The organism is Pseudomonas sp. EL_65y_Pfl2_R96 (assembly GCF_963970905.1).
Taxonomy (GTDB): Bacteria; Pseudomonadota; Gammaproteobacteria; order Pseudomonadales; family Pseudomonadaceae; genus Aquipseudomonas.
Genome location: NZ_CAXAQH010000085.1, coordinates 1 through 1772, shown reverse-complemented (window position 1 = coordinate 1772; position 1772 = coordinate 1). Strand labels below are relative to the sequence as shown.

The window sequence follows — 1772 nt, the reverse complement described above, 5'->3', positions numbered from 1 at the left end:
CCCTGAGCGTCAAAATCGACGATGCCAAGGGCGGTAACTACGAGAAGCTAGAAGTCGACGGCAAGTCGGCGGACACCTCGGTGACCGACACAGCGGACACCACGACTCTCAGCCTGTCGGCGACCGACTCCGTGGCAGAAGGCGGCTCCATCGTCTACACCGCGACCCTGACCAACGCCGCCGGCACGCCGGTCACCGTGACCCTGTCGAACGGTGCCGTGATCACCATCGCCGCTGGCGCGACCACCGGCAGCGTGAGCGTCGCCGCCCCGGCCGATGATGTCTATAAAGATGCCGGCAAGGTTGAAGTCACCATCAAGGACGCCGCTGGTGGCAATTTTGAGAACCTGGTAACTGACCCGGCGGCAGCTGTCACCGACGTCACCGACACCCTAGATACCAGCACCGTATCGCTGACGGCCACTGCGGACATTGCCGAAGGCGGCACCGTGGTGTACACCGCGTCCGTGACTTCGCCTGTCACCGGTTCGCCAGTGGTCGTAACCCTGTCGAATGGCCAGACCATCACCATTCCGGTCGGCTCGAGCAGTGCCAGCGTCAACTTCACCGCGCCGAACGATGCGTTGGCCGGCGGCGGTTCCCTGAGCGTCAAAATCGACGATGCCAAGGGCGGCAACTACGAGAAATTGGAAGTCGATGGCAAGTCAGCCGACACCTCGATCTCTGACACTGCGGACACCACCACCCTCAGCCTGAGCGCAACCGACTCCGTGGCTGAAGGCGGTTCCATCGTTTACACCGCCACCCTGACCAACGCCGCCGGCACACCAGTGACCGTGACGTTGAGCAACGGCTCCGTGATCACCATCGCCGCCGGTGCCACCTCTGGCTCCGTGACCGTCGATGCACCGAAGGACGACGTCTACAAAGACGCCGGCCAAGTCGAAGTGACCATCAAGGATGCTGCGGGCGGCAACTTTGAAAACCTGGCGACCAATCCGGCCGCTGCGGTTACCGACGTGACCGATACCATCGACACCTCGACGGTCAATCTGACGGCAACTTCGAGTGTGGCTGAAGGCGGCACGGTGGTGTACACCGCCTCCGTCAGCGCGCCAGTCACCGGTTCGCCAGTGGTTGTGACCCTGTCCAACGGCCAGACCATCACCATCCCGGTCGGTTCGAGCAGTGCCAGCGTCAACTTCACCGCGCCGAACGATGCGTTGGCCGGCGGCGGTTCCCTGAGCGTGAAAATCGACGATGCCAAGGGCGGTAACTACGAGAAGCTGGAAGTCGATGGCAAATCAGCCGACACCTCGGTGACCGACACGGCGGACACCACCACCCTCAGCCTGAGCGCTACTGACTCCGTGGCTGAGGGCGGCTCCATCGTTTACACCGCCACCCTGACCAACGCCGCTGGGACTCCGGTCACTGTGACCTTGTCGAACGGCGCAGTCATCACCATTGAAGCGGGTAAAACCACAGGCTCCGTGACCGTCGACGCACCAAAGGACGACGTCTACAAAGACGCCGGCACGGTTCAGGCGACCATCTCCACCGCCACCGGTGGCAATTTCGAGAACCTGGTTCCTAGCACTGCCCCGGCAGTCACCAGCGTCACCGACACTATCGACACTTCGACCGTCACCCTGAACGCCACCGCTTCGGCGGCGGAAGGCGGCACCGTCACTTACACCGCGACCGTCGGTGCACCGGTGACTGGCAGCCCGGTTACCGTGTCCCTGGCCAACGGCCAGACGATCACCATCGACGTCGGTAAAACCACCGGTACCGTGACCACCGCCGCG

General features: G+C 63.2%; 1 protein-coding gene. It reads left to right on the top strand.

The features are described from left to right. A partial coding sequence (locus AACY49_RS29505; protein ID WP_339527697.1) for an immunoglobulin-like domain-containing protein occupies positions 1–1772 on the top strand: 1772 nt, incomplete at both ends.